The organism is Planococcus wigleyi (assembly GCF_014836985.1).
Lineage (GTDB): Bacteria > Bacillota > Bacilli > Bacillales_A > Planococcaceae > Planococcus > Planococcus notacanthi.
Map to the genome: position 1 here is coordinate 203,031 of NZ_JACSPU010000001.1, position 23,503 is coordinate 226,533.

Genomic DNA, 23,503 nt, shown 5'->3' on the forward strand with positions numbered 1-23,503 from the left:
ACGTTTCTACACGAATCTAACAAAAACCCATCAAAAACTGGCTTTCTCCACGAGTGAGGGCTGGCTCACTGTGTGTGAACAACGAGTTGCCAGAAAGCGCAGCCCCTTATCCCAGGCTGTTCGCCGCGCGAACAGCTTCCATTCCCGCTCTTGAACTTTTATAGAACAGCTCGAATGCAGGTAAGAAAGGAGAATGTAGAGGTAAAGGAGCAACTAGTTCATGTATAGAATCGAATAGTCAGCGTAGAAAGATGACATGTTCAGGTAGCCGCCCCAAAAGTTGTGGTAGAAACACGATTTGTTCATATAGAAGCGTTCCGCCCATGGCTCACGATCACTCACCAAAACAAAACCAGGAGTGATCCGCTGTGCTCCTCCGAAATGCCCGCTTTTCGCAGACGAAAAGCAATAAGTTCAAAATCATCACTATATAAGATGTCCTTCTATACACTTCTGTCATTTCACCATTTCATCATAAAATTGCCACAATGATAACATTTTACCTCTCACTTTCTACTATATGAAGTACCCTAAAGAAAGAGCAGAAGGCGGCGACTCCAGCGGGATAGCGAAGTGCCGAAATCCACTCGGGTCCCGAGCCCGAGTTAGTTCGGCGCAAGCCCGCAGGAAAGCGTCCGCCTGAAGCGATTTCTCCATCCCCATACTACTTAAAGACACCCATTTCATAACCCAATCACCCCACACATAAATTTACATCCCCCACACCAAACTTTAACAATAATTAGGTCTCCTCACACATTCCATTTCGGCAACCGAAAGGTATACTGGAATTGACCCGCAATTCTAACTACGAGGAGATGGACAGATGACAATCCAGAAAAAGCTTACAGCCGTAACCGCAGCATCCGTTTTAGCCATGAGCAGCTTATTGGCTGCAGTACCTGCGCTCGCAGCATCAGATGCACCCGCTAAAGGGCAAGGAAACGGCAACGGCTGGGGCAAAGGCGGAAATCCCAAGAACGCGCAGGAAGTTTCGCTGCAGATTCTCGGCACATCCGACCTTCATACCAATTTCGTCAACTATGACTACTACCAGGACAAAATCTCCAACGCACTTGGCCTCGCCAAAACCGGCGTCTTGATCGAGCAGGCCCGTGAAGAAAACAGCAACACACTGCTATTCGACAACGGCGACTTGATCCAAGGAACCCCATTCGGCGGCTACAAAGTCACACAAGATCCGCTCGGTGAAGACGAACTGCACCCGGCGTACGCCGCACTCGAATCACTCGATTTCGATGCCTCCACGCTCGGCAATCATGAATTCAACTTTGGTCTCGATTACCTGGACAATGCACTCGAAGAAGCGCGGTTCCCGGTACTCAACGCCAACGTCTATGATGCCGAAACCGGCGAAAATCGCTACAACCCTTACACCATCATCGACAAAAAAGTCGTTGACAGCAAAGGCCGCAAACACACCATCCAAGTCGGCGTCATCGGCGTCGTGGCTCCGCAAATCATGAAATGGGACCGCGCCAACCTCGACGGCAAAGTCGTCGCTGAAGACGCCGTCGAATCCGTCGAGAAATTCCTGCCGGAAGTCGAAAAAGCAGGCGCTGACGTGGTCGTCGTCCTGTCGCATTCCGGGATGGGTGACGAAACACACGAAGTTGGGGAAGAAGACATTACCTATCAGCTGACGGAAGTGGAGGGCGTTGATGCCATCATCACTGGCCACAACCATGACCTGTTCCCAGGTTCATATTCAGAATTAGCCAACGTCGACCAGGAAAACGGCCTGATCAACGGCACACCTGTGGTGATGCCTGGTAAATTCGGAAGCCATTTGGGCGTTATTGACCTGACACTCGTGAAAAAAGGCAACGAATGGGACATCTCTAACGAAAAAGCAGAGCTGCGTGCCATTGATTCCACCACAGATGAAGTAGCGGAACAAGTCGTTGAAGCCGTCAAGGAAACACATGAAGGAACCATCGAATACGTCCGCAGCCCGGTCGGCGAAACCACCGCGCCGATCAACAGCTATTTTTCATTAGTAAAAGACGATCCATCAATCCAGATCGTCAACAACGCCCAAAGCTGGTATGTCGACCAAAAGAGAAAAAACACAGCCAATGAGGACTTGCCACTATTGTCAGCAGCAGCACCATTTAAAGCTGGCGGACGCAACGGCGGCGATTATTACACCAACATCGCAACCGGCCAAATCGCCATCAAAAACGTCGCAGACCTCTATGTCTTCGACAACACCGTCTTCGCCTTGAAACTGACTGGAGCGGACCTGAAAGAATGGCTGGAGATGTCAGCCGGCCAATTCCTGCAAGTAAACACTGCAGCAACTGGCGAGCAGCAGCTCATCAACCCAGAATTCCGCACATACAACTTTGATGTCATCGATGGCGTAACCTACGAAATCGACATCACACAGCCAGCCAAATACGATGCGGACGGCAACACCGTCAACGAAACAGCAAGCCGCATCAAGAACCTTTCTTACCAAGGCACAGCCGTAGCAGCTGACCAGGAATTCCTGGTCGTAACGAACAACTACCGCGCAAGCGGCAACTTCCCAGGTGTCCGGAACGCAACGGAAACCATCGATTACGCCTACGAAAACCGCCAAGTAATCCAGGATTACATGGAAGAAGTCGGCACAATCGATCCATCAGCGGACAACAACTGGTCATTCACACAAATCACAGGCGACCCGAACCTGGTCTTTGAAACCTCAGCAGCAGCCCAGAACCTGATCCCCGCAGACAGCGGCATCAGCTACCTCGAAGCAGCGGCCAACGGTTTTGCCAAATACGGATTGGCTATCAAATAGTTTGAGAATTGTGTGGGTGCCTGGCACCCACACAATTTTTTATTTCTGCCGAATTTTTTAAACGCTCCGTCCTCTCCGTTGCCGCGGCTCAGCTTGGAGTGTAGAAGATAGTAGACCACACATTGTTTGTGGAGTAGGTAAAGTGTGTGAAGTTCTGGCCACGCTCGCCAGCGGTGGTGCACGCGTCGTCGCTTGGTGTGATGTGGTGACATATAGTTTTTAGGGTTCTACATGGTTTTATGCCGCTTTTACCAGAGTAAGGGGATGCTTCTACCTCAACAAGTTGCTTCTCTACATGAAGTTTCTGCATATCTACAAGAATTTCGTGAAAATAGGAGAATAAGTAGCGAACTTAAAGTGGAAAGGCCAATCCCTGTGTGTGAGAGACATTCTGTAAGAACATGTTGATTCTTATACCAGGCTGTTCGCCAGGCGAACAGCTTCCATTCAAGACCTTGAACTTTTAGAGAACAGCTCGAATTTAGGTAAGGAAGGAGATTGTGCAGGTAAGGGGATAGATAGTTCATGTATAAACTAGAAATAGTCAGGTAACCACATCAAATTTTCACGTAAGACCCCCAAAAAGGAACTTAGAACTACGAATTCTACATATAAAAGCATCCAACTCCTCACTCGCTTAACCGCCACAACCCAAAAACTAAGAGCGATCCGCTGCGCTCCTCTAACATGCCAGCTTTTCGCCAGCGAAAAGCATAAGAGCCAATCATTTCCTCTTCACCCCCAGATCGTTGCCACCCATCACTCCTAAACCATAAGAACTAAAATCCTCTACAACACCATAAATTTATCCTTCGAACAAGTTAATTAACATTTAATATTTTCCATTTATATAAATAGTCATGACTATTTTTCAGAAATCTATATCGAAAGACTGGTAATTTTTATAAATAGTACTGCAATTTATCCATTTACGGGGTATAATAATTAAATATTTAGAAAACAGAATCTTTTAACCTAGTTTTAACATTACCCTCCTAGGATTAAGAGTATTCCTGGTACAAAAGGAGTGGAGGACTAGTCTATAGTACTCAATAACTCCATTTAACAAACATTCCAGCAAGGGAGGTGAAAGGCTATGAGCGCCAAGACCATACTTGTCACTGGGGGCCATGGATTTATCGGGTCGAACATGATCCGTTATTATTTGAACAAATACCCCGACTACCAATTGATCAACATCGACTACAACACCGTCGCTGCCCATCCGGAGAACATCGATTGCCCGGAGCAATCAGCCCGCTACGCCTTTCATCGCGTAGATATCCGGAATGCCTATGCCATCAACCACATATTCGAGCAATACGACATAACCGACGTCCTCCATTTCGCAGCAGAAACGCGCGATGCCAACCGTGTCGGCGAAATCCGTCTCTATGAACAAACCAATGTACTCGGACTGGAGAACCTGTTGCAGGCAGCGCAAAACGCTTGGATGGAAAACAGCCATCAGCCGAAAGCGAAATACGCGGCATCCCGTTTCCACCATATTTCACTGGCGCACAACGAAAACAACAACCTCTACAGCATCAGCAAAGCCAATGCGGATGAACTGATAGAAAGATTCCACGAGAAGACCGGTCTCAACATCGTCACCACCGCCAGCCCGGAAGCATTCGGGCCGATGCAGCAGGAAGATGAAATGATTCCAAGAATGATCCTTAACGCGCTTAACAATGAATCGCTGCTCTCCACTAAAGCCAGCGACAAGACACGCGACTGGCTGTTCATCGCAGACTTATGCGAAGCGATTGATACCGTCTTCCACCTGGGAGACGCTGGGCAATTTTATGAAACCGGTTTTAATATCCGTGTCACAGACAATGCGCTTGCCGACCAGATCCAAGCCATGTTTGAAGACAATTTCCCGGGAAATAAAACATCTCTCAGAGATAAATTGCTCCACTCTAAAGCGGCTTTCATCTCACAGCCACAAGTTCTGGGTTACGCACCATTCACCTTATTCGAAAACGGTCTGCGCACAACGCTCGACTGGTATTTTAAAAAATACAAACAAGCAAGTTTCCTAAAGAACAGCTAGATCCAATTCCATCAGATGAGGTGACCGCATGATTAACTTTAGCAATAATCATTTCTTTCAATTAACCAAGCAGACGCATTCAATCAAATCGATTGCGTTGATACATAAAAACATGAAGCCGGGCGGCGTGGAAATGCTGGTGGTCCGGATGGTCAAATGGCTTAGCGACAACGACTACAACGTTACTTTGTTCTTGTACAGCAGCGGCGGCCCTTTGATTCGCCAGTTGGAAACGCTCAAAAACGTCACCATATTAGTCGATGAAGACCCAAGCGATCCTTCCATTAATATGTGGCTTGCTACGAAGATGCTGACCAAACGCTTCGCTGAACCATTTGACCTTGTCTATTCGTTCAGCCCGATGTCGTTCTTACTTTCTTATCTCGTACCTGCGAAAAAGCGCATGTCCGGCGTCTATCATCCGGAAAGCTACAAACACGAAAGCGTGAGCAGCGTCGTCAAATTTCTCAAGCTGATTGATCCGAAGTTCTACAAAAAGCTGATGTTCATGAATCCCTCCATTAAGCAGCTCACAGAAGAAGCGATTGGAGAGCGTGTAAACGATACCATTTTCCCAATGCCGTTGGACTTCTGTTCGGATACGAAAACCTTGGGCAACTTTAATTCACGTCGCATCGTCTCTATTGGACAACTGTCCCATTTTCGTACCTATAACTACTATATGGTCGACGTCATGGAAAGGCTGATCCAAATCGATCCGGAATTCACTTACCATATTTACGGTACAGGACAAGGAGAAGACGATCTGCACAATAAAATCGCCAGCTCTCCGGCGCGTGACCACATCTTTATGCACGGCGCCTTTACGTATGAGGACAAAAAACGTGCCTTGCAGAATACATTCTGTTTTGTCGGCATGGGGGTTTCCCTAATTGAAGCGGCAGGCTGCGGCATTCCGGCCATCACCACCAAAATTAACGACCCGAACGGATTGAGCAAAGGCTTTCTCCATCAATTGCCGCCATATGAAAGCGGAGATACATTGAATGAAGACAAAGAACTTATATTTGTAGAAGCGCAAATTGAAAAACTGCTGTCGAGCCAAAAGGAATATAAAAAAATCTCCAGATGTGACCGCGTGAAAGCGGGGGAATTTGAAAGTAATCAAGTGATGGAGAAGTTCATCAGGGAAGCAGAAATGAAACCATACATGATCCGGTTGCATTGAGGGTGAAACATAAACTTTATTGGTTATAATTCATCAAAGTTGGTTGAAAATTCAGTAGTATAACCAAAAAAGATAAAAATTCACGGAAATATATAAAAATATGTGTCAATGTGACTAGTATTTTAGGAGTATTAACCTTATAATAGATTTAACGTAAAGGGAATGTTACGCAAAACCTATACCAATCTAGAGGAAAGTGAGATGAAAGGCTTATGAAAGCTTATGAATCCTATAGAGAAAAAGTAGAGAGTCGGCATAACAAAGACCTAAAAGAGGTTATGAAAGAGTTGTACATTGAGGAGGATTTGGGACCTTCCGTCAGCGCGAAAAAGCTGGGGATGACGCGACAAGCCTTTATGTATTTCGTTCATGAATACGATTTGAAAAAACTCAAGTTCGGCAAATACAAAAAAAAAATGATGATTTTCCGGGGGCGTCAGACAGCTCAGTAAAATCACCAATTGAAAGCCCGCTTCCTGAGCAATAGGAGCGGGTTTTCGTATGGAGAAATTTAAAGAGGGAAGGTGAAAAAGAAGTAGAAGAAATGAGTACACAAAGACATTTTCTTGTAGACATGCTTATAGTTCATGTAAGAGCATAACTAGTTCATGTAGAGTTTCATATAGAGTCTGTACAAAATTAAGAAATTAAGGAAGAAACGGCAACTCTTCCTGTAGAAGCGTGATACTCCTCTGATTCTAAGCGCCGGCGCGTGCACCACCGCTGCCAAGCGATTCCAGAACCACACATTCATTTTTTTCTACCACACAATATGTTCGCTGTGTATTTTCCACAACCACTGAGCTGAGGCGCGTAACCGGGCTGGGCGGAGCTGTGAGACGAGTGCTCTTCTCGGCTCATAGCGTGAGCCATGCCCTAAGCGACCGAGGCGACTTAGAGAACCCTCGAAAACTACTGCCATTAAAAAGAGCGCAGCCCCAAAATGGGACTGCGCTCTCCAATTTTACATCTCCAAATGCTCTTTCAATGTACTTTGAATTTCTGCCAACTCAGCATCATCCATCATGTAATACCAGATGCCATTAATCGTTTCTCCTCTGCCGTCTTCCACAATCATTTGATCGACTGTGCCGATAGCATCACGGTAATTCGACTGGACATCCATCATCTCATCGAACGTCATATTCGTGCGGACGTTGTCTCCTAAAGCAGTAAAGATATCCTTATAGTTCAATAAGCTATTAACCGAAGCGCCTTCTTTCATGATCGCTTGGATCACTTGTTTCTGGCGGTTCTGGCGGCCGAAGTCGCCTTCGGGATCCTGCTTGCGCATTCTCACATAGCCCAATGCTTCATCGCCGTTCAACTGAATCGTGCCTTCAGGGTAATCATCAAAGGCCATTGTGTTGGTAACTTCCACACCACCGACTGCATCGACAATGTCTTTAAAGCCTTCCATGTTCACTTGCATCACATAGTCAATCGGAATATCCAATAAATTTTCCACTGTGTCCAATGACATTTCAATGCCACCGAAAGCATAAGCATGGTTGATCTTATCCGTTGTACCGCGTCCGACAATTTCCGTATACGTATCACGCGGAATGGATACCATCTTCGTTGATTTTTCTGCCGGATTGATCGTCATAACAACAACTGTATCCGAACGGCCCCGGTCGTCTTCACGTTCATCCACACCCAACAACAAGACAGAAAATGGATCCTGGTCGTTTAAGGAAAGTTCCTGATCCGTAGCGCGTTTTTCTGAAGCTTCGCGGTCGATCGGCTCGTGCATTTCATCCAGCGTACTGGTGAAACTGATGTACACCGTGAACAAGTAGATGCCAAGACCGATAACAATCAATCCTAAAATTCCCACAACCCACGGCCATTTTTTCTTCTTGTTCTTTTTCTCTCTTCTGCCCACCAAAAATTGCCCCTTTTATTCAGCGATGAAATACGCTTCTAATTCTTCTGTCCATAATTCTGCGCCTTTGTCGTTTGGAAGTCCATCTTCAGTCAAAAAATCTTTCAACGCTTCGTCATCTGTATCCGGCCATACGGACCAATGATCAATATAAGCATACCCGTAAATCGCTGCAAATTCTTCCAATGCAGAAACCTGTGCTAAATAATAACCTGCACCAAAAATCGGCTGTGGGGGATGAAGCACCACGACGGCATCTTCCACTTCAGCAGTAACAGCTGTGTTAAACTCGCTGATATGTTCACGTTCTTGCTCAATCGCGATGCGGTCATTATTCATCAAAGTCATCGGTTCGAGCAAAACGATGTCATAGCCAGCGGACAAATCAACGTTGCCGCCGATCAATGCTTCAGAAGTTCCTGTTAATGAAAGAACGTCCACTTCAATAAAATCTTCATAACTCGTTTCCAGTGATTCCTTTAAGCGTTCCGCATATCCGGGATTCCCCGAATCCAGTGCAGCTGAACCAGCAATCAGCAGTTGTACTTTCTCACCGTTGTCGCTTCGCTCTATCAGCAAGTCCTGGACCGCTTGATCGGCATTTGCTGATAATTCTTTAATGTTCACAGAAAGTTCACCGTTATTCTGCTCTTTTGTCTCTTTAGTGGAAGCTTCTTTTTTGCCGCTTGTCTGTGTCTTTTGTTCCTCTGGCTGTTCCAGCACATTTTCCAATTTGTCCTGCCATGTTAAATAGCTGAAAACCAGTGCAAATACACAAAGTAAAACGGCTAAGAAAGCGCCTATTTTATACAGTTTCATACAAATCTCCTTTCAACAAAACCAATATCTACAAATAAAGATAGCATAAATCATTCTAATAGCCTATAAAACTTTTTAAAAATGGAAGTTCTTATGATACATTCCTGTGATATACTGATTACTGTTGTTAAAACTGCCGTAAAAGAAATAGACCATAAAAGGAGAAATTCACCAGATGGAAGAAACTATCAGCTTACAAGATTTATTCAAAACTGTGAAGAAACGCATTGGTCTAATCGCATTAATGACCTTGCTGGCAATCACGATCGCAGGAGTCGTATCATTTCTTGTCCTTACGCCAATGTACCAAACTTCAACACAAATACTGGTTAACCAGGAAGCATCTGAGGCTGCACAGCTTACCAACCAAAACATTCAAACTGACCTTCAATTGATCAATACATATTCAGTCATCATCAAAAGCCCGGCTATTTTAGATGAAGTATCAAGTCAACTAGATCTTGATATGTCAGTTGAACAATTAAATGAAAAAATTACAGTTAGCACAGCCGAAAATTCTCAAGTCGTTAACGTAACTGTACAGGACGAAGATCCTGCACAAGCAGTAGATATCGCCAATACGACCGCTAAAGTGTTTGAAAGTGAGATTTCAGACTTAATGAGTGTAGATAACGTATCAATTTTGTCGCCGGCTGTATTAAAGGAAAACCCTTCACCAGTTGCGCCAAACCCGATGTTGAATATGGCAATTGCTGCAGTCATTGGATTGATGCTTGGAGTAGGGATTGCATTCTTGCTTGAATACTTGGATACAACCATTAAAGACCAGCAAGACATCGAAGATATTTTAGGTGTGCCGATGCTAGGGATTATTTCACCGATTAAAGAAGAAGCGAAATTGGAAGCAACTACATCTAGAAGAAAGGCAGGGAATACCAATGGCCAGAAAGAAGAAAGTGCTGCAGGATACCGCTCGTAAATTAATCTCATTCACTACACCGCGCTCATTTGTATCGGAGCAATTCCGTACATTGCGTACCAATATCAACTTCTCATCACCAGATGCAGAAATCCGCACAATGGTTATTACGTCAGCTGCGCCTTCAGAAGGAAAGTCAACAACTTCTGCCAATCTGGCAGTCGTCTTTGCACAAGAAGGCAAAAAAGTATTGTTAATAGATGGCGATATGCGTAAACCAACTACTCATTACACATTCCGTATGGGGAACACAGTTGGCTTGTCGAGTGTATTGACACGCCAGAACTCGATTCAGGAAGTAATTCGGCCGACAGCTGTCGAACGTCTGGATCTCATGACATGTGGGCCGATTCCGCCGAACCCAGCAGAGCTATTGGCTTCCAAGTCAATGGATGCTTTAATCGATCAATTAAAAGAAAAGTACGATTTGATCATTTTTGATGCACCGCCAGTACTATCCGTAACGGATGGACAGATTCTATCGAATAAATGCCAGGGCACGATTTTGGTAGTCAGCTCAGGCAAGACAGAAAAAGAAATGGCGCTGAAAGCCAAAGAAGCGATTGAATCTTCAAACAGCCGCCTCATTGGTGCGGTATTGAACAACTTCGAGCTGCCAAAAGACAGCAACTACTACCAATATTACGGAACTACAGAGTAAAAAGGATTTCCTTTTTACTTTTTTTTGAAGCGTCAAAGGAGGACGAAACAATGATCGACACGCACGCCCACATTCTCCCGGGTCTTGACGACGGAGCAGAAACGATGGAACAAACAAAACGGTTGCTGGAAAAAGCAGTCGACGAACAACTGACAGGTATTATTGCCACCCCGCATGCCTTTCACCCCAATTTCCAAACAAACCTTGCAGCTTTAAAAAAACAATTAGAGCTGGTCAACTCATACATCGCTCAGGAACAGCTGCCACTCACCATTTACAGCGGACAGGAATGTCGCTTGTCTGATAAACTGCCAGAACGTTTAGCTGCTGGTGAAGCTTTAACCCTAGCTAACTCCAGATACGTCTTGTTGGAGTTGCCGTCATCAGGGATTCCGGCGTATACAGTTCCAGTTATCCAGCAATTAATCACGAAAAATTACGTTCCGATTATTGCCCACGCAGAGCGCAATCAAGGCATTATTGAAAAACCCGAACGTTTGAAGAAGCTCTTGCTTCACGGTGCGATGGCACAAGTCACAGCGGGATCAGTTGCCGGAAGCTTCGGCAAAGCGATTCAACGTACAGCCATGAGCCTGATTGACGCTAATTTAATTCATGTCTACGGATCGGATGTACATAGTTTGGATAAGCGTCCATTCCTGTTCAATGAAGGGCTGGATTACTTGGAGAAAAAGAACCAGCATGACATGGTCGATATCTTCCTGGAAAACAATGAACGAATACTATTAAATGAATATTTACATGTGTTAGAGCCGGGAGACATCCGTAAAGGAAAATGGTGGAATATATTTGCTTAACAAATAATAAAAAAGTATTATTTTGTTTATAAAATCCTATCATTTCCAATTAGTAGTATGTTAGAATAAATAAGGTTTTAACGTATGTGTGTAGAAAGTAATGGATATCGAAAGGATTGACCCCTATTGTCTTTGAAAAATCGCGTTTCTTTATTACTGATTGTTGACTCGTTAATAGTCTTCTTTTCTATTTTTATTGGATATTACGTACTTTATCCCTATAACGATGTCCTGCAAAATAAATTCCTCCTAGCAAGTGCTTTAACGATTTTCATTGCACATCATACCTTAGCGATGTATTACGGCCTGTACCGAAAAGTTTGGGAGTATGCCTCAATCGGTGAATTGACTTCCATCTTTAAAGCGGTCACTTGGTCAATCATTGCCATCGGTGTTGTGCAATACCTTTATAGAGGAGATGTGCTGTTCCGCGCATTAGCGATCACTTGGATGCTGCATCTCATCTTAATAGGTGGATCACGTTTGTCATGGCGCTTATTCCGTGACAAAGCAATCAAGCATAAAGGCTCGGAATTAAAGCGCACGTTGATTGTTGGGGCTGGCAAAGCAGGGAGCCTTGTAGCGCGCCAATTGCTGGCAAACCCTGAGAATGGTTTGTTGCCTGTGCTGTATATCGATGATGACAAAAACAAGCAAGGCCTTGATATATACGGGGTGCGGGTTGTTCATGGTAACACACAAGATGTTGCCGATATTGCAAAAGACAATCTGATCGATACAATCATCATCGCTATTCCTTCACTTGGCAAGCAGGAAACTGCGGAATTGATCAAAACTTGTATGGACTCAGGTATCCGGACACAGACGATTCCCTTGATTGAAGACATCATGACTGGAAAAGTATCTGTAACGGATATCCAGGATGTGAAAATTGAAGACTTGTTGGGCCGTGACGAAGTTAAGTTGGATATGGATAAGATCGCTGATCAATTAACCAGCAAAACGATTCTTGTCACAGGCGCAGGCGGTTCAATCGGTTCGGAAATTTCCCGCCAAATCGCGCGCTTTGGTCCGAAGAAGCTATTGCTTCTGGGTCACGGTGAAAACTCGATTTACTTAATCGATATGGAGCTTCGACAAACAGTTGCACCAGATACGGAGATTATTCCAATCATCGCCGATGTCCAGGACCGTGAACGCATCATGGACATCATGAAAACTTATAAACCAGATGTCGTCTATCATGCAGCAGCGCATAAGCATGTGCCGTTGATGGAAGGAAATCCAATGGAGGCTGTTAAGAACAACGTCTATGGAACGAAGAATGTTGCAGAAGCTGCTCATCTGAGTGGAGTAGGCAATTTCGTGATGGTCTCAACGGATAAAGCAGTAAACCCGCCGAACGTCATGGGCGCAACAAAACGCTTTGCGGAAATGATCGTCCAAAACTTAGCGAAGCGTAGCGAAACAAAATTCGCAGCGGTGCGCTTCGGTAATGTGCTTGGCTCTCGTGGATCGGTTATTCCATTGTTCAAGAAACAAATCGCGGCAGGCGGACCTATCACAGTCACAGACCCACGTATGACTCGTTACTTCATGACGATTCCAGAAGCTTCTCGACTTGTTATTCAAGCGGGAACATTGGCTGAAGGTGGAGAAGTATTTGTCTTGGATATGGGTGAGCCTGTGAAGATTGTGGATCTGGCGCAGAACTTAATCCGCTTGTCTGGCTATTCAGAAGGCGAAATCGGCATCAATTTTTCTGGGATTCGTCCTGGAGAGAAGTTATTTGAGGAACTGCTTAACGAAAATGAGATTCAAACTGAACAGGTATTTCCAAAGATTTATATTGGGAAAGCTAATCCCGTCAGTGAAGGTGAGTTGACTTATCTTTTGGAGAAGCTACCTGATATGAGGAATGAAGAGGTTAAAGATGTTCTAGTAGGATTAGCTAACCGAAAAAACGTTGTTACTTTGGAAGTGGGAATTGGTTCAACTTAATTTAATAAAATTATGTAATATAACAAAAAGTTATTGTTATTTTTTTCGGGGTTACTATTTAACTAGTCTATTTTAAATAAATAACTATAAAAGGTTCAAAACATTATTGAAAATTATATTTAATGACTTAGCAGTTTGATTAACAATAAAGGAGGTCCTAATTTGGAGAAAGATTATCCATTAGTTAGTGTAATTATTCCAACTTACAATCGACCAATTACTTTGAAAAGAACAATAGAATCAGTGTTAAAACAAACTTATAAAAATATTGAGATAATAGTAGTTGATGATAATGATCCAAACTGGAAAAGTAGGTTAGAAACTCAAGATATTATGTTTAAGTTTCAAGAGCATCAGAATATTTCATATGTTCAACATACTAGTAATAAAAACGGATCCGCAGCAAGAAATACTGGTTTTAAGTGTTCAAAAGGTGAATATATTATGTTTTTAGATGATGACGATGAATTTTTGCCTGAAAAAGTTTATGCTCAATTAACTCATATGGAAAAACTAGATTCATCTTGGGGAGTAAGCTACACCAATTATATAAGGAAAAGAAATAATAATATTGTTGTTTATGGAGCTGAGTATAGAGAAGGAAATATGCTAAAGGACGAGCTTATGAGAAATTTCTTTATACATGCTGGGTCAAATTTGATGATTAGAAGGTCAGTAGTACAGGACGTTAATGGGTTTGATGAAAGTTTTTCTAGGAATCAAGATATTGAATTTCTTTCTCGAATTTTGATGAAATATAAAATTGCTCATGTAAATGTTATAGGATTAGTTGTTCATGTTCATGATAATTCAGCAGTAAAGGAGCAATTTGAAGATATAACGAAAAAGTATATTGATAAATTTCTTCCGTTCATTAATAAACTTACGCCAGCGGATAAAAAAGATTTCTATACAATGATAAATTTACAACTGTTTCGAAACTATATAACTACAGCTGGAAAAAGATCGAAGGCTTGGAAACAAATACTCAATAATGATGTTTCAATATTTTTGGTTTTAAAATATGCTGGACATTTAATTAATCGTAGATTAAGAAAAAAAGCATATGGTTTTAATTTATAAGAATCATTTATTTTCAATTTAATAATTCGATTTAATAAGGAGAATAAAATGGTTATTGGAAACATTCTTTCTTTATTTACTTTTGGTTTTTATATTCTTATTTTTACCTTAATTTCCTACTATATTAAAGAAATTGTGAAATTAAAAGGATTTAGTGTATACAGTGTATTTTTAATTATTTTTACTGTTTTTTATATTATGGTCCCTTTTATACAAACTTTCTTTCCAAAATTTAGGGATGATTCTACGCATTTCACTATACTTTTAAATCAGCAATCTTCTACAGAAATTTTTTGGAACATGATTGTAAGTTTTTTTATTTTATGTATCATTGTTGCTGTCTACCATATAGATTTTCGCAAAAATAGAAAAAAGAGAGAAAGAAATGACTTTCTAGATTTTATTAAGAATAAAAGAAAAAATCACTTTAAAACTACCAAGTTATTTACAGATATAGTATTTATTCTAGGTGCTACAAGTATTTTATTGTTAATAATTGAAACTGGTTCTTTACAAACCTACTTATCGTTAGGATCGCAAACAAGAGGCTTAGACAAAGAACCTACAGATTATATTAGATCTAGCTATTTACAGCTTATTACATTATCTCTTGTTATACTTGTGGTCCCTTATATGTACTTTTATCTTTATAAGTTAAAAAAAAGTCAAATAACTTTAATGAAGTTAATAATATCTATAGTATTCGCGATTCTTTTTTTGCTTTATAACCAGGGAAGAGCACCGTTATTATTATTCTTTGTACCTTTCTTTTTTGTTTTTGGAAATAAAAAGTCAAAAGCAAATTTGTTCTTATTAGCATTTTTAGCAGTAATAGGAACCTTTTTATTAAGTATATTAGACCGTTTCTTTAATTACTTAGCATATGGGGTTACTATAGCTAAAGTTGAAACAAATTTTTTAACTCAATTTTTAAAAGAGTTTAGTTATCCTTTCAGTAATTTTGTATTAAAAGGTGAATTTGTTGATATAACTGGATTTAGGTATCTGTATGATTATATAATTTGGCCGTTTACTATGATACCAGGCTCGATTCTGAGTTTAATTGGATTTGATAAGAATAAGATTGACTCAATTTATTTAGTTAATACTAGTAATTATGAAGCGCTTCTTGGGGCAAAAGCTTCTGGTGGAATTCCAGTAGACTTTTTAACATATAATTATTATCAATTTGGATATATATCTTTAATTATTTTGGCAATATTTTTCGGAATAATTTTGAAACAACTTGATATTATTTTTCAAAGTTATAAATACAACATACCAATACAAATAATCTTATATAGAATTTCTTTTTCAATGATAAATGTAATTAATAATTTTGATATGTCAGCAATATTTAGAAATAGACTAGATATTATAATTCTTCTAGGGTTTGTTTTAACTTTGTATTACCATGACTTAAGAATGTTTAAAAAGACTAAATTGAGACATAAAAGTAGATATGAAAAAATAATGAGGGTCTGATAAAGTGGAAAAAAATAATTACGAAATTATTATATTTACTCCTTATTATCCTATTATGCATCGAACAGATTTAGAGGAGGATACCAAGGCAGTCTACTATTTATTAAAAGAATCACCGGATAATATGAATATCTTAGTTGCTCATACATATTTCCATGGATTTAAAAAAACAATGGCTATGATTTTTAAATTGAAGAAATTCAAAAAAAATAACTACTATAAGGGGAAGGACTTATACGGAAATGATTTAGTTTTTATGGAATTTTTACTTATGATACCCAAAAAACTTAATACAATCTCTTTCTTTTATCGTAAATATTCTAGAATTCTTAAAGAACACTATCAAAGAAAATATAGATTTCCGCATATTTTAGTTTTTCATATGCCTACTTGTTATAGAAAATTAATCAAATTTCTCCAGATGGACGTTCCGAAGATTGCAATTATACATTCTTTTGATATTAAAAATATTAGAGATAGAAAAACAATTAAGTATTGGAAAAATTACATGGAAACCTTTCAATCAATTGGATTTAGATCATATGTAATCAAAAAAGAATATGAGGAACTTTTAGGGATTGCTCAAAATTCTTTTTTAGTTCATTCAGGATTACCTAATAATTTTTTACAGGGCAGCAATGTGAAACGTTCCTATCATCAAGAAGATAAAGTTAAGTTTATTTTTGTAGGAAAATTAAACGAAAATAAGAATTTAGAAAGTGTATTAAAAGCTTTAGAGGTTATAAAGGAGGTTGTGAAATTTGAATTAAAAATAATAGGTGTCGGTCCCCAAGAAGCGTTATTAAAAAAAATGGCAAAAGATTTAGGGATTATAAATAATGTTAAGTTTATAGGTAAGGTATCTCGAGAAAAGAGTTTCGAGGAAATGAAAAAATCCGATATTTTTATAATGACAAGCAAGAAAGAAACTCTAGGTCTTGTATATCTTGAAGCTATGGCTGCAGGGTGTATTGTAATAGGATCTAAAGGACAAGGGATTGATGGGATTATAAAAGATGGTGAGAATGGTTATTTAACAGATTCTAGAAATATAAAAGAAATCTCTGATAAAATTTTGGAAACTGTATATCTAAGTCAAGAAAAGCAAGATGAAATTAGAAGTAGGGCAGAACACACTATTTCTAATTTATCAGACTCGAAAGTTTCTCAAGATTATTTTGCCCATATTTCCCTTTATGGTTTGAAAGGCTTATCTCATGAAAAAAACTAGATGGAAAAGGAAAGGTAACTATGGTAGAGCAATAATTACCTTGGCGTCGGGTTCATTAATTGCACAGCTGATCACTATATTAGTAGCTCCTTTATTAACTAGAATATACACCCCAGAAGAATTAGGAATGTATGCTTTGATATTAACTGCAGAGAGTCTATTAGGAGGCATTATTTGTGCCAGGTATGATGTTTCTATAGTTAGCGAACCCAATGAAAAGAATGTATTTCCGCTTATTAAGCTTTCAATTCTAATAACAATTGTCTTTAGTACATTGGCTACAATAGCCTACGGTATATATTTCTCTTATTTTGCTAAAGAAGGATATGGCCTTTATCTCCTGATTTTTCTCTTTTTAATGCTAATAATAAATGGGTTATTAAGAGTTTTAGAAGCGTACAATAATAGAATGAAAGACTACAAAACTATTTCTTCAGTTTATGTAGCAAAAACCTTCACTCAAAATATTGGAACTGTAATATTGGGATTGCTTCATTTCAGTGTATATGGCATGTTATTCGCCCATGTTACAGGAATGTTAGCTGGATTAAAGAAACAAGCAAAAAGCATACTTCCTTCAGTTAAAGATCTATATCTTATCAATTCTACACGTCTAAAAGAAGTGATGAAGATGCATTATCGTCTTCCACTTTATTCTGCTCCGGCCCAGTTTGCAAATCGTTTTTCTTATACATCAATATTTTTTTTCATAGAGTTTTTATTTGGTTTAGGTACGTTAGGATTTTATTCTATTTCCAATAAAGCCCTTGGCCTTCCTTTATCTGTGATGAGTAACAACATTTCAAAAGTTTTCTTTGAAGAGGCATCAAGAGAATATGATGAAACTGGAAAATTTAAGAAAAGCTTTAATAAAACTTCTCTATTACTAATTACGTTAGCTATTCCAATGGTAATAATTATTTACCTTTTTTCTCCTTCGATATTTAAATTTGCTTTTGGCAATAGTTGGATTGAAGCTGGAGTTTATGTACAGATTCTAGCGCCTATGTTTGGCATTAGATTTGTAGTCAATACAGTGATTTATGGTTTGCAGATTGCCAAAAAACAAAATTTGGAATTGATAATACAGTGTTTATTTATAATTGCTTCAATAGGAAGTTTTGGTCTTTCAAGAATATACTCCTATGATATATATCAGTATCTATCAGCAGTATCTATATCTTTTTCAATAGTTTATATAATATATTATTTGTTTGTTGCAAAATATGCTTATGGATTTAGAAGTAATAAGTAATACCGCTATTTGCATTATAAGGAGGAGAAAGTTTGAAAATATTAATAACAGGCGTGGCAGGATTTATTGGATCAAATTTAGCCAAAAGGTTATTAAACGATAACCATAAAATTATAGGAATAGATAATTTAAATGATTATTATGACGTGAATTTAAAAAAAGATAGACTAAAGAATATTAAGAGTGATAGTTTTAATTTTTTTGAAATAGATTTGGAGAATAATGAAGATATTGATAAAGTTTTTTCAAAACACAAACCAGATATTGTAATTAATTTAGCTGCTCAAGCAGGAGTAAGATACAGTATTGAAAACCCTCGTGCTTATATAAATTCAAATATAGTAGGTTTTATAAATATACTTGAAGCAACTCGTCACAATAAGGTAAAACATTTAATTTATGCTTCATCGAGTTCTGTATATGGAGCAAATACTTCCTTACCATTTTCAGTACATGACAATATTGATCACCCATTAAGTTTGTATGCAGCAACTAAAAAAGCAAACGAATTAATGGCCCACACATATAGTAGTCTGTATAGTATTCCAACTACTGGATTAAGATTCTTTACAGTATATGGACCATGGGGACGTCCAGATATGGCATTGTTCATGTTCACCAAAAATATTCTCGAAGGCAAGCCTATTAATGTTTTTAATAATGGCGAAATGATGAGAGATTTTACATACGTTGATGATATTGTAGAAGCTATTACACGCTTAGTTGAAAAACCTGCTCAGCCAAACCCTAAATGGACAGGAGAAAATCCGGATCCAGGTACAAGTTATGCACCTTATAAAATCTATAATATTGGAAATAACAGTCCAGTTCGCTTAATGGACTTTATCGAGGCAATTGAAGAGAAAACAGGCAAAAAAGCAATTAAAAACTTTATGCCTCTTCAAGATGGTGATGTTCCAGCTACTTATGCAAACGTAGAAGATTTATTTAGAGATATTGATTTTCAACCAGAAACAAACATTAAAGATGGTGTAGAAAAATTCGTTGACTGGTATGTCAACTATTATGGAGTGAAATTATAATGAATAGAAAAATTGGTGTTGTAGGATTAGGATATGTAGGATTACCGGTAGCAGTAGCATTTGGACATGAACATCATATTGTAGGATTTGATATCAATGCAAATAGAATTTCTACTTTAATCGGTGGAACGGATTATACAAACGAAGTAACTGACGAAGAACTAAAAGAAGTAAATATTGACTTTACAGCAGATGCTTCCAAATTGAAAGAGACCGATTTTATTATCGTAGCGGTACCAACACCGATTAATGAGCACAACCAGCCAGATTTAACACCTCTTCTTAAAGCATCAGAAACGGTTGGTAAAAACTTGTCTATAGGAACAATTGTAGTTTTTGAATCTACAGTTTATCCTGGAGCAACTGAAGAAGAATGTGTACCTGTCCTTGAAAAATTCTCTGGATTAAAATGTGGAATCGACTTTTTTGTAGGCTATTCACCAGAACGTATTAATCCAGGTGATAAAGAGCATACGTTTACAACAATTACTAAGGTAGTTTCAGGACAGACTCCTGAAGTGCTTGAAATTGTAGCGGAGACCTATTGCAGTGTAGTGAAAGCTGGGGTACACAAAGCAAGCTCAATTAAGGTTGCAGAAGCTGCTAAAGTTATTGAAAATACGCAACGTGATGTAAATATTGCTTTAATGAATGAATTGGCCTTGATTTTCGATCTTCTTGACATTGATACGGCTGAAGTACTAGCAGCTGCGGGTACTAAGTGGAACTTCCTTAACTTTTCTCCGGGATTAGTGGGAGGCCACTGCATTGGAGTAGATCCTTATTATCTTACTCATAAAGCTCAAGCTGTTGGATACCAACCGGATGTTATTTTAGCTGGACGCCGTATCAATGATGATCTTGGTAAATACATCGCGAGAACTTTAGTGAAAAAGCTAATTAAACAAGGCGTTGGTGTTCAAGGGGCGAAAGTTACCGTGTTGGGACTTACTTTTAAAGAAAACGTACCGGATTTGCGCAATTCAAAAGTTATTGATGTTATTCGTGAACTACAGGAATTTGATATTGATGTGCAAGTGACGGATGCTGAAGCTGGCTCAAAAGACGCAGAGCGAGAGTATGGTGTTACATTAATTCCTTATGATGAACTGGAGAAAGCCGATGCTGTAGTGCTTGCAGTTCCTCATAGAGAGTATGTTCAAAAAAGCTGGGGCACAATCCAATCTCTATTGAAAAATGAAAAAGGAATACTTGTCGATGTGAAAAGTATCTTACCGCAGGATGAAAAACCAGAAGAGATTGAATTATGGAGACTATAATAGATATTATAAAATAAAAGGAGACTTAAATTTTTAATGATATTAATAACAGGGTTTACAGGAAACACAGGATCATTAGTTTTGCAAAAATTATTAAAAACAACAAGTCCACAAGAAATAGTCGGCATTTCTAGAAATCCTGTATCAAATGAATATTCAAATATTCACAACTTTGTTGGAGATTTAAGTAATCCAGAATCGATTGATCAATTATTCTCTGAATATAATATTGACTCAATTATCCATATTGCTAACATTAAATTTTCCCCACTCTTATTACAAAAATCTGATGAGTATAATGTGAAAAAAGTAGTTCTTATTCATACGACGGGAATATATTCGAAATATAGAAGTTATAGTTCTTTATATAAAAAAATTGAGCAAGAAATTTTAAGTAATTCATATCCACATACCAATTACGTTATTTTACGTCCTACAATGATATACGGTAATCATCTTGATCACAATATGCATAAATTAATAAAGTTTATTAACAAAAGTCCTGTCTTCCCTGTTTTTGGTGATGGTTCTTCATTAATGCAACCAGTGCATGTAGAAGATTTAGCAAATGCTACAATAGCAGCTCACGGTTCAAAAGAATTGTTGAATGAGGATTTTGATTTATCAGGGGGCAGTGTAGTAACTTATAAAGAAGTTCTTGAACATATCAAATATGGATTGAAAAGAAGAACTAAGTTAGTGTATATACCTATTAAGTCTGCTATTCTAGGAGCTAAAGTTTTAAGGAAAATAATGCCAAAACCAATTATATCGGTTGAGCAGGTAGAAAGATTACAAGAAGATAAAGCCTATTCTCATGAAAAAGCAAAAATTCAACTAGGATATAAACCAAGAACTTTTGAATTGGGTATATTACAGGAAATAGAACTTTTGAAAGAAAAAGGAATTATAAAATGAAAATATTACAAGTTACAGCTGTAGATTTTACAGTGAAGAAATTTTTGCTGCCATTGGTAAATGATTTAGAAAGCAAGAACTATGAAGTGCATATAGCTTGTGATGTAAAGAAAATTGGCCAGGAGCTTAGAGATGAAGGATACAATATCAAAAATATTCCTTTTACTCGTAATTTCAATTTATTTAGTCATTTAAATTCTTTATTAAAACTTATATCGTTAATTAAGACAGAAAAGTACGATATCATTCATTCTCACACACCTATTGCTAGTCTCATCGCTAGACTAGCCGCCAAAATAACGAATGTACCACTAAATGTTTATACTGCGCATGGTTTTTATTTTCATGAGAATATGAGACCGATAGTTTACAAGATTGCATACAGTTTAGAAAAGTTGTGGAGCAAGTTCTTCACTGATTATTTATTTTTCCAAAGTAAAGAGGATTATGAATTAGCTGTTAGAAAGAAGTTTAATACACCTAACAGACTTATACACATAAACAATGGGGTATCAGGAAAGAAGTTTAATCCAGCTAATTATGACAGAGATTCAATACGCAAGAGTTTAAATTTACATGAGAAAAAAGTAATTTTATTTGTCGGAAGACTAGTGGAAGAAAAAGGTATTAGAGAGTTGCTGAATGCTTTTGAAATACTTTCTTCTCGACATTCAAATATTTCACTTTTATTAGTAGGGGGTGGAGTCACTGGTGACAGAGACGGCCTTTCTCCTCAATTAATAGTTAATGGTATGTCAGAGTCTGTGAAAAAAAATATACATTTATTAGGTCTAAGAGATGACATTCCGGAAATTATAGCGGCATCGGATATTTTCACTTTACCTTCTTATAGAGAAGGATTACCTAGATCAATTATTGAAGCAATGGCTATGGGAAAACCTATAGTAGCTACTGATATTCGAGGGTGTAGGGAAGAAGTATTTGAAGGAGTTAACGGGTTTTTATGCGAAGCTAAAAATGCTGAATCCCTTGCAAACTCTTTAGATTTACTTTTAAGGGATGAGAAAAAAATGGAGGAATACGGTACTCAATCTAGAAAAATATTTCTAAAAGAATTTGAAGAACAAAAAGTATTAGATCGTCAATTGAATATTTTCAATAAGTTTCGAAAGGGACAGTTAGATGTATAGCTTCACTAAAAGATTAATGGACATTATACTGTCACTAATTGCAGTTATAATGTTTTCTCCTATACTAGTTATAATTGCTCTTTTAATTAAATTCGACTCTAAAGGACCTATAGTGTTTAAGCAGAAAAGACCTGGGATAAACAAAAAACTCTTTACAATTTATAAATTTCGGACGATGAAAATTGAGACTCCTAATGTCTCTACGGAAAAATTAGGAGATCCTTCGCGTTATATCACAAAACTAGGTTTATTCTTAAGAAAATCGAGTTTAGACGAATTGCCTCAATTGTTCAATATTATGTTTGGGCATATGTCGATTGTTGGTCCTCGACCAGCACTGTACAATCAAGACGATTTAATAGAATTAAGAGACAAGCATGGCATAAATGAATTGAAACCTGGTTTAACAGGATATGCTCAAGTTATGGGAAGAGATAATATTACAGATATTGAAAAAGTAAGATATGAAGAATTTTATAAAAAAAACATGAGTCTATGGTTAGATATTAAAATTATTTGGTGGACTTTTAAGAGTGTAGTAAAGTCCGAAGGAGTTAGAGTAAATTAATAAAATCTCGATACCATAATTAAATGTGCTCAGTGAATTTGGATAGTAAAAATGCTCTTTTAAAAGGAAGTCAACCAACTTCGAATACAGGTGTCAACGCCGGTTTAATTTTCCCATTATAGCCGGAATAAAATTCCCCACTTAAGTTAAAATCGCGACCCAGTGTCAGAGACAATTGAGTTTATGCACAATAATTGCATGCCAGAAATGCCGCATCGAGGAATCCCAACGGTTTCGAGATGCGGCTTTAACATGTTTATGGGATAAGCGTCCAATAATGAGCACGTTCTAATAGAAGATTCTTCATGAGATACTCTTTCCAGAATTGAATTTCTGGGAGG

19 protein-coding genes are annotated in these 23,503 nt (G+C 38.5%); 17 read left to right on the forward strand and 2 right to left on the reverse strand.

Annotated features, from left to right (window positions below):
• Positions 1 to 826: 826 nt before the first annotated feature.
• From H9630_RS00885 to H9630_RS00900, 4 genes are all read left to right on the forward strand, one after another.
• Positions 827 to 2,812, forward strand: a complete 1,986-nt coding sequence (locus tag H9630_RS00885; RefSeq protein ID WP_191713609.1) for a bifunctional 2',3'-cyclic-nucleotide 2'-phosphodiesterase/3'-nucleotidase — start codon at positions 827 to 829, stop codon at positions 2,810 to 2,812.
• Between the two features lie 1,096 nt (positions 2,813 to 3,908).
• The gene (locus tag H9630_RS00890) at positions 3,909 to 4,871 is read left to right on the forward strand and encodes a GDP-mannose 4,6-dehydratase (protein WP_191713610.1); all 963 of its coding nucleotides are present in this window, start codon (positions 3,909 to 3,911) and stop codon (positions 4,869 to 4,871) included.
• Between the two features lie 28 nt (positions 4,872 to 4,899).
• Positions 4,900 to 6,060, forward strand: coding sequence for a glycosyltransferase (locus H9630_RS00895; RefSeq protein ID WP_191713611.1), 1,161 nt, complete (start codon positions 4,900 to 4,902; stop codon positions 6,058 to 6,060).
• A gap of 278 nt (positions 6,061 to 6,338) precedes the next feature.
• Positions 6,339 to 6,512, forward strand: coding sequence for a hypothetical protein (locus H9630_RS00900; RefSeq protein ID WP_225218306.1), 174 nt, complete (start codon positions 6,339 to 6,341; stop codon positions 6,510 to 6,512).
• A 512-nt stretch (positions 6,513 to 7,024) separates the two neighbouring features.
• On the opposite strand, the gene H9630_RS00905 is transcribed toward H9630_RS00900, so the two are convergent.
• Positions 7,025 to 7,948 carry an LCP family glycopolymer transferase gene (locus H9630_RS00905; protein WP_191713613.1) on the reverse strand — a complete coding sequence of 308 codons (924 nt, stop codon included), beginning with the start codon at positions 7,946 to 7,948 and terminating at the stop codon, positions 7,025 to 7,027.
• A 15-nt stretch (positions 7,949 to 7,963) separates the two neighbouring features.
• Complete coding sequence (locus tag H9630_RS00910) at positions 7,964 to 8,767, reverse strand: SGNH/GDSL hydrolase family protein (RefSeq protein ID WP_191713614.1); 804 nt, start codon at positions 8,765 to 8,767, stop codon at positions 7,964 to 7,966.
• Between the two features lie 175 nt (positions 8,768 to 8,942).
• Here H9630_RS00910 and H9630_RS00915 point away from each other — a divergent pair, with 175 nt between their 5' ends.
• The 13 genes from H9630_RS00915 (at position 8,943) to H9630_RS00975 (ending at position 23,162) form a co-directional block, all read left to right on the forward strand.
• The gene (locus H9630_RS00915; protein ID WP_191713615.1) at positions 8,943 to 9,707 is read left to right on the forward strand and encodes a YveK family protein; all 765 of its coding nucleotides are present in this window, start codon (positions 8,943 to 8,945) and stop codon (positions 9,705 to 9,707) included.
• Positions 9,667 to 10,368 carry a CpsD/CapB family tyrosine-protein kinase gene (locus H9630_RS00920; RefSeq protein WP_191713616.1) on the forward strand — a complete coding sequence of 234 codons (702 nt, stop codon included), beginning with the start codon at positions 9,667 to 9,669 and terminating at the stop codon, positions 10,366 to 10,368. Before H9630_RS00915 ends, H9630_RS00920 begins: the two co-directional genes overlap by 41 nt.
• A gap of 50 nt (positions 10,369 to 10,418) precedes the next feature.
• Complete coding sequence (locus H9630_RS00925) at positions 10,419 to 11,186, forward strand: tyrosine-protein phosphatase (protein ID WP_191713617.1); 768 nt, start codon at positions 10,419 to 10,421, stop codon at positions 11,184 to 11,186.
• Between the two features lie 126 nt (positions 11,187 to 11,312).
• The gene (locus H9630_RS00930) at positions 11,313 to 13,148 is read left to right on the forward strand and encodes a polysaccharide biosynthesis protein (RefSeq protein ID WP_191713618.1); all 1,836 of its coding nucleotides are present in this window, start codon (positions 11,313 to 11,315) and stop codon (positions 13,146 to 13,148) included.
• A 162-nt stretch (positions 13,149 to 13,310) separates the two neighbouring features.
• A complete protein-coding gene (locus H9630_RS00935; RefSeq protein ID WP_191713619.1) occupies positions 13,311 to 14,231 on the forward strand; it encodes a glycosyltransferase family 2 protein in 921 nt (306 codons plus the stop codon).
• 48 nt (positions 14,232 to 14,279) lie between these two features.
• Positions 14,280 to 15,716, forward strand: coding sequence for an oligosaccharide repeat unit polymerase (locus H9630_RS00940; RefSeq protein WP_191713620.1), 1,437 nt, complete (start codon positions 14,280 to 14,282; stop codon positions 15,714 to 15,716).
• A 4-nt stretch (positions 15,717 to 15,720) separates the two neighbouring features.
• Positions 15,721 to 16,947 (forward strand): glycosyltransferase, encoded by a 1,227-nt coding sequence (locus H9630_RS18895; RefSeq protein ID WP_191713621.1) that lies wholly within the window; start codon positions 15,721 to 15,723, stop codon positions 16,945 to 16,947.
• Positions 16,934 to 18,202: a lipopolysaccharide biosynthesis protein gene (locus H9630_RS00950; RefSeq protein WP_191713622.1), complete on the forward strand. Its 1,269-nt coding sequence runs from the start codon at positions 16,934 to 16,936 to the stop codon at positions 18,200 to 18,202. Before H9630_RS18895 ends, H9630_RS00950 begins: the two co-directional genes overlap by 14 nt.
• Positions 18,203 to 18,234: 32 nt before the next feature.
• On the forward strand, positions 18,235 to 19,245 hold the full coding sequence (locus tag H9630_RS00955; RefSeq protein ID WP_191713623.1) for an NAD-dependent epimerase: 1,011 nt from the start codon (positions 18,235 to 18,237) through the stop codon (positions 19,243 to 19,245).
• A complete protein-coding gene (locus H9630_RS00960; RefSeq protein WP_191713624.1) occupies positions 19,245 to 20,525 on the forward strand; it encodes a nucleotide sugar dehydrogenase in 1,281 nt (426 codons plus the stop codon). The genes H9630_RS00955 and H9630_RS00960 overlap by 1 nt, the downstream gene beginning before the upstream one ends.
• 36 nt (positions 20,526 to 20,561) lie before the next feature.
• Positions 20,562 to 21,443 (forward strand): NAD-dependent epimerase/dehydratase family protein, encoded by an 882-nt coding sequence (locus H9630_RS00965; RefSeq protein WP_191713625.1) that lies wholly within the window; start codon positions 20,562 to 20,564, stop codon positions 21,441 to 21,443.
• Positions 21,440 to 22,594: a glycosyltransferase family 4 protein gene (locus tag H9630_RS00970; RefSeq protein ID WP_191713626.1), complete on the forward strand. Its 1,155-nt coding sequence runs from the start codon at positions 21,440 to 21,442 to the stop codon at positions 22,592 to 22,594. Before H9630_RS00965 ends, H9630_RS00970 begins: the two co-directional genes overlap by 4 nt.
• Positions 22,587 to 23,162: a sugar transferase gene (locus H9630_RS00975; protein WP_191713627.1), complete on the forward strand. Its 576-nt coding sequence runs from the start codon at positions 22,587 to 22,589 to the stop codon at positions 23,160 to 23,162. Before H9630_RS00970 ends, H9630_RS00975 begins: the two co-directional genes overlap by 8 nt.
• Positions 23,163 to 23,503: the final 341 nt, after the last annotated feature.

What these genes read in the sequence shown, in the direction of transcription:
- H9630_RS00920 (WP_191713616.1), top strand. Translation starts at nt 9,667, where the DNA reads ATGGCCAGAAAGAAGAAAGTGCTGCAGGATACCGCTCGTAAATTAATC.
- H9630_RS00975 (WP_191713627.1), top strand. Translation starts at nt 22,587, where the DNA reads ATGTATAGCTTCACTAAAAGATTAATGGACATTATACTGTCACTAATT.
- H9630_RS00970 (WP_191713626.1), top strand. Translation starts at nt 21,440, where the DNA reads ATGAAAATATTACAAGTTACAGCTGTAGATTTTACAGTGAAGAAATTT.
- H9630_RS00915 (WP_191713615.1), top strand. Translation starts at nt 8,943, where the DNA reads ATGGAAGAAACTATCAGCTTACAAGATTTATTCAAAACTGTGAAGAAA.
- H9630_RS00895 (WP_191713611.1), top strand. Translation starts at nt 4,900, where the DNA reads ATGATTAACTTTAGCAATAATCATTTCTTTCAATTAACCAAGCAGACG.
- H9630_RS00960 (WP_191713624.1), top strand. Translation starts at nt 19,245, where the DNA reads ATGAATAGAAAAATTGGTGTTGTAGGATTAGGATATGTAGGATTACCG.
- H9630_RS00925 (WP_191713617.1), top strand. Translation starts at nt 10,419, where the DNA reads ATGATCGACACGCACGCCCACATTCTCCCGGGTCTTGACGACGGAGCA.
- H9630_RS00940 (WP_191713620.1), top strand. Translation starts at nt 14,280, where the DNA reads ATGGTTATTGGAAACATTCTTTCTTTATTTACTTTTGGTTTTTATATT.
- H9630_RS00910 (WP_191713614.1), bottom strand. Translation starts at nt 8,767, where the DNA reads ATGAAACTGTATAAAATAGGCGCTTTCTTAGCCGTTTTACTTTGTGTA.
- H9630_RS00950 (WP_191713622.1), top strand. Translation starts at nt 16,934, where the DNA reads ATGAAAAAAACTAGATGGAAAAGGAAAGGTAACTATGGTAGAGCAATA.
- H9630_RS00965 (WP_191713625.1), top strand. Translation starts at nt 20,562, where the DNA reads ATGATATTAATAACAGGGTTTACAGGAAACACAGGATCATTAGTTTTG.
- H9630_RS00900 (WP_225218306.1), top strand. Translation starts at nt 6,339, where the DNA reads ATGAAAGAGTTGTACATTGAGGAGGATTTGGGACCTTCCGTCAGCGCG.
- H9630_RS00890 (WP_191713610.1), top strand. Translation starts at nt 3,909, where the DNA reads ATGAGCGCCAAGACCATACTTGTCACTGGGGGCCATGGATTTATCGGG.
- H9630_RS00885 (WP_191713609.1), top strand. Translation starts at nt 827, where the DNA reads ATGACAATCCAGAAAAAGCTTACAGCCGTAACCGCAGCATCCGTTTTA.